Raw genomic sequence first — 4,713 nt, 5'->3', positions numbered from 1 at the left:
GGCCGGGCCGGCCAGCAAGGGGCGGGCCGGCACACGCGCACCTGATGGGCCCGGCCCGCAATTTCCGGGGGGCTAGGCGTGCGGCAACTCCTGGACCACGAGGAACATGGCGCCGGTCGGGTCGGTCAGGGTGGCGACGCGACCGAAGGACGTGTCTTCGGCGGGCTGGACCACGCTCCCGCCCCGGGCGGTGGCCTTGTCGACGGCCGCGTCGGCGTTCTCGACGGCGAAGTAGATGCGCCAGTGCGCCGGGACGCCCTCGGGCAGCCAGGCGCCGGCGTCCATGATCCCGGCCGCCGCGGTGTCGCCGGAGCCAAGCGTGGTGTAGCGAAACTCGTCGGTGTCGCTCATGACGTCCGTGTCCCAGCCGAACACGTCCTGGTAGAACTTCACGGTGGCGGGGTAGTCGCGGGTGAAGAGTTCGTGCCAGGCGGGGGAGCCAGGCTCGGCGGCCAACTCGTAGCCGGTATGCCCGGCGAACTCCCAGAGGCCGACGGCGGCCCCTCCGGGGTCGGCGAGCATGCCCATCTTGCCCTGTTCGGGAACCTCCATCGGCTCAACGTAGACCTGGCCGCCGTGGGCCGCGGCGATGCTGGCGGTGGTGTCGATGTCATCCACGCGCAGGTAGGTGGTCCACGTGTCCGGGGTGTCGGCCTGCTGACTCTGCATGATGCCCGCAACGGCATGGCCGTCCTTGAAGGCCATGATGTAGCCGCCGTACTTCTCCTGGTCGCCGGTCTCATAGGTCCAGCCGAAAAGCTCCGTGTAGAACTGCTTGGCCCTGTCCGGATCGGAGGTCATCAGGTCCACCCAGCAGGGTGCACCGGGGGCGAGGGTGGGCTTGGGCATGGCTGGCTCCTGTTCCGCGGTTGAGTGGAAACAAGCGCGAGCCTACTCGGGCCCGGGCCGCGGCGGCAATGGGTGTTCCGGGGGACCGAGGGGCGCCGCAACATTGCGGCCGCATTAGGTTAATTAGGTAAGCCTTAGCTAATCTGTTCCGCGTGATCCAACCAACACGAGCAGGACTCCACGCACGCGACTTAGTGCTGCGCTATGGGGACAAGGACGTTGTCCACGGTGCCGGCCTTCAGTTGGAGCCGGGGCGGATCATCGCACTCGTCGGTCCGAACGGCAGCGGCAAATCAACCCTGCTGCGGGCGCTCGCGCGGCTGCACGCCGTGTCTGCCGGAACGATCACCGTGCAGCCCGACGACGGAGCCCCAACCGATGCGCTCATGATGAAACGCAGCGAGTTTTCCAGACACGTGACTCTCCTGTCGCAGAGCCGGCCGGTTCCCCATGGACTAAGCGTTCGCGAGGTGGTGGAATTCGGACGCCACCCGTACCGCGGACGCTGGAGGGCTGCCGATCCTGAGGGGCCCGTCGCCGTCGAACGGGCGATGCTGCTCACGGGGATCACGGATCTGGCGAACCGGGGCGTCCAGGAACTGTCCGGCGGCCAGCTGCAGCGCGTGTGGCTGGCCAGCTGCCTGGCGCAGGATGCTGCCGTGCTGCTGTTGGACGAGCCCACCAATCACCTGGACCTGCGCTACAAAGTGGAGATCCTCGATCTGGTCTATGACCTGGCCCGTGTCCACGGCGTAGCGATCGGCCTGGTACTGCACGATCTCGACGAGGCCGCCGCGCTGGCCGACCACGTCGTGGTGCTCTCGGAAGGCCGCATCGCAGCCGCCGGCCCGGCCCACGAGGCGCTGGACGCGGAGCTGCTCAGCAAGGTTTACTCCATCCCCATTGTCACCCATGCCGACCCGCTGACCGGGCGGCTGCGCACCCGGGCCGTGGGGCGGCACACCGACCAAACGCATGACCAACACGAAAGGACCATCCGTCCATGAAGATCCATAAGGCCCTGGCGGCCCTCGGCGCCGTGGCATTGTTGCTCACCGGCTGTGGCACCACCGAAGAGCCTGCCGAACCCGCAGCCGCCGGCAGCGGCGGCAGCCTCACGGTCACCGACTCGCGCGGCGTAGACGTGGAGCTCTCAGGACCGGCCACCCGCGTGGTCGGCACCGAGTGGAACGTGGTTGAAAACCTGGTCACCCTGGGCGTGATGCCGGTCGGCGTCGCCGACGTCAAGGGCTATGGCGCCTGGGTGAATGCCGCTCCGCTGGACGACACGGTAACTGACATCGGCACCCGCGGTGAACCAAGCTTCGACACGATCGCCTCGCTGGACGCGGACCTGATTGTCGCCACCACCGACCTGGCCGAGAACGTCGTTTCCCAGCTGGAAGAGCTGGCCCCGGTGGTGGTGGTTAAGTCCGCCGACGCCAGCCGCCAGATCGATCAGGCCAAGGACAACCTTCGGCTGATCGCCGAGGCCACAGCCACCGAAGCGAAGGCCGACGACGCCATCGCCGAGTTCGACGCCGCCATGGCGGATGGCAAAGCCGCACTGGAAGAAGCAGGACTTGCCGGCTCGCGGGTCGCTTTCGCCGACGGCTGGGTGGCAGACGGCCAGGTCTCGATCCGGCCCTTCGTTGAAGGTTCGTTGCTGGCCGACATCAACACCGGATTGGGGTTGGTCTCTCCCTGGGACCTCGAAGGAGATGCCGCCTACGGCCTGGCCTCCACCGACGTTGAGGGGCTGACCACGGTTGACGCGGACAGCTTCGTCTACATCACCAACAGCGTCGAGGGCGATTTCACCGACGAACTGGCCAACAACGCCGTCTGGAAGTCGCTGCCGTTCGTGCAGGCCGGCGAGGTCCACAGGCTGGAGGACGGCATCTGGCTGTTCGGCGGTCCCGCGTCGATGACCCAGTACGTCGACGCCATAGTTTCCACGCTCACCAAGTAGCACGGGACGGACCAACCATGACCGAGACGGTGAATAGGCCCGCGCCGTCCGTGCAGGCGGCCGTTGCAGGGGCTCCCGAACCGGTTCCCGCCGGGGCAGGCGGGCGACGGGCCGCAACAGGGGTGGTCGCCGGAAGCGGACTGGTGCTCCTGCTCCTCTTCTCACTGGTCCACCTCACCCAAGGGACCGCCGCCGTCGGGCTGGCCGAGTTGCTCGGCCTGCTCGACGGCGGCGGTTCCGACCAGCAGACCGCCGTTTTGGTTGCTTCCCGCATTCCGCGGCTGCTGGCCGGAATCCTGGTCGGCGTTGCCCTCGGGGTAGCGGGTGCCGCCTTGCAGTCCGCTACCCGCAATGTCCTGGCGTCCCCGGATACGCTGGCGGTCGACGCCGGCGCCCATCTGGCGATCGTCGCGGTCGCCGCGTTTGGGATCACGCTACCCGCGCTGCTCTCCGGCGGCCTCGCATTCATCGGTGGCCTCGCCGCTGCTGCACTGGTGCTTGCCTTGTCCGGGGCGGGGGCCAACAGCAATGGCGGCCCGATCCGTCTGGTGTTGGCCGGAACCGCCCTCGCCCTGGGGCTTCACTCGGCTACCAGCGGCCTGCTGCTGTTGTTCAGCCAGGAGACCACCGGCTTGTATGCCTGGGGCAAGGGCAGCATTACCCAAACCAGGAATGATGAGCTGCTGCAGTTCACCCCGATCATCCTGCTGGCTGTTGCCGGGCTGATGTTCCTGGCCCGGAGGATGGACCTGCTGGGTCTGGGCGACGATGCTTCCCGGCTGGCCGGCGCCGACCCCCGGATCGCGCGCACCGGCGCGATCGTCCTGGCCGTGATGCTGTCCGCTTGCGCGGTGACCGTTGCGGGTCCGATCGGCTTCGTGGGTCTGTGCGCACCCGCCATCGTGCGGCTGCTGGCCTCCCGCGTCCGGGGCTTGGGCCACCACCGGGTGCTGCTGCCCATCTCGGGGCTGGCGGGCGCGGTGGTCGTGGTCGGCGCCGATGTGGCGGTCCGGGTGGTGCTCGGTGCGCAGGCCGGGGTGGAAGTGCCGACCGGTGCGGTCACCACGGTGTTCGGCGCGGTGTTCTTGGTGATCCTGGCGCTGCGGATGCCGGACGCCGGACTCAGCGCAGCCGGCGACGCCCTGGCCAGATTGCGTTCCCGCACGTTTTATCTCAGCGTGGTTTTGGGGCTTGTCTTCCTGTTGGCCGGCCTGGTGGTGGCCGGGGCGCTGCTCGGCGACGCAAAATTGCTGCTCGGCGATCTGGCCAATTGGCTCACCGGTCAATCCGGAGACCGCGTGAGCGCGGTTCTGGGTACGCGGATGCCTCGCGTTGTGGCGGCAGTGCTGGCCGGTGCGGCGCTGGCGCTCGCCGGAGCGCTGATCCAGGCGGTGTCCCGGAATTCCCTGGCCGAACCGGGCATTATCGGCGTGTCCGGCGGCGGCGGGCTCGCGGCAATCATCGTCATCACCACTGTTCCGCTGGCCGGCGCCTGGGCGGTCACCGGAACCGCGCTGGTCGGATCGGCGTTGACGGCTCTGTTGGTGTTTGGTTTGGCGTTCCGTGGCGGCCTGCAGCAGAACAAGCTCGTCCTGATCGGCATTGGCGTCTCCGCCGCGCTCACCGCGGTGATCGCAGTCCTGCTGGTCACCACGGACCCCTACAACCAGACGAAAGCCCTGACCTGGCTCTCGGGTTCCACGTACGGCCGGACCTTCGCCTCGGTGCTGCCGCCGCTTGCCGCGCTGGTTCTTGCCGTGCCGGTGCTGGCCGGACTGCGCCGCGACATGGACTTGATCGCCGTCGACGACGATTCCCCGCGCGTTCTGGGCGTCGGCCTGAACGGCACCCGGCTGCTGCTGCTGACGACGGCGGTGCTGCTGACCGCGGGC

The 4,713-nt window shown here is 68.4% G+C and carries 4 protein-coding genes; 3 read left to right on the top strand and 1 reads right to left on the bottom strand.

The window, feature by feature from the left end; all coding sequences use genetic code 11:
- Window positions 1-72: 72 nt before the first annotated feature.
- Entirely contained in the window at window positions 73-849 is a 777-nt protein-coding gene (locus AC5RUJ_RS11365) for a VOC family protein (protein ID WP_494024698.1), read from the bottom strand.
- Between the two features lie 152 nt (window positions 850-1,001).
- Here AC5RUJ_RS11365 and AC5RUJ_RS11360 point away from each other — a divergent pair, with 152 nt between their 5' ends.
- From AC5RUJ_RS11360 to AC5RUJ_RS11350, 3 genes are all read left to right on the top strand, one after another.
- Window positions 1,002-1,856: an ABC transporter ATP-binding protein gene (locus tag AC5RUJ_RS11360; RefSeq protein ID WP_494024697.1), complete on the top strand. Its 855-nt coding sequence runs from the start codon at window positions 1,002-1,004 to the stop codon at window positions 1,854-1,856.
- Window positions 1,853-2,821 carry an ABC transporter substrate-binding protein gene (locus AC5RUJ_RS11355; protein ID WP_494024696.1) on the top strand — a complete coding sequence of 323 codons (969 nt, stop codon included), beginning with the start codon at window positions 1,853-1,855 and terminating at the stop codon, window positions 2,819-2,821. Before AC5RUJ_RS11360 ends, AC5RUJ_RS11355 begins: the two co-directional genes overlap by 4 nt.
- Before the next feature lie 17 nt (window positions 2,822-2,838).
- On the top strand, window positions 2,839-4,713 hold a 1,875-nt coding region (locus AC5RUJ_RS11350), incomplete at its 3' end, for an iron ABC transporter permease (RefSeq protein ID WP_494155882.1).

It is taken from the genome of Arthrobacter sp. Y3223164 (genome assembly GCF_059091005.1).
This window is presented reverse-complemented; position numbering and strand designations above follow the sequence as displayed.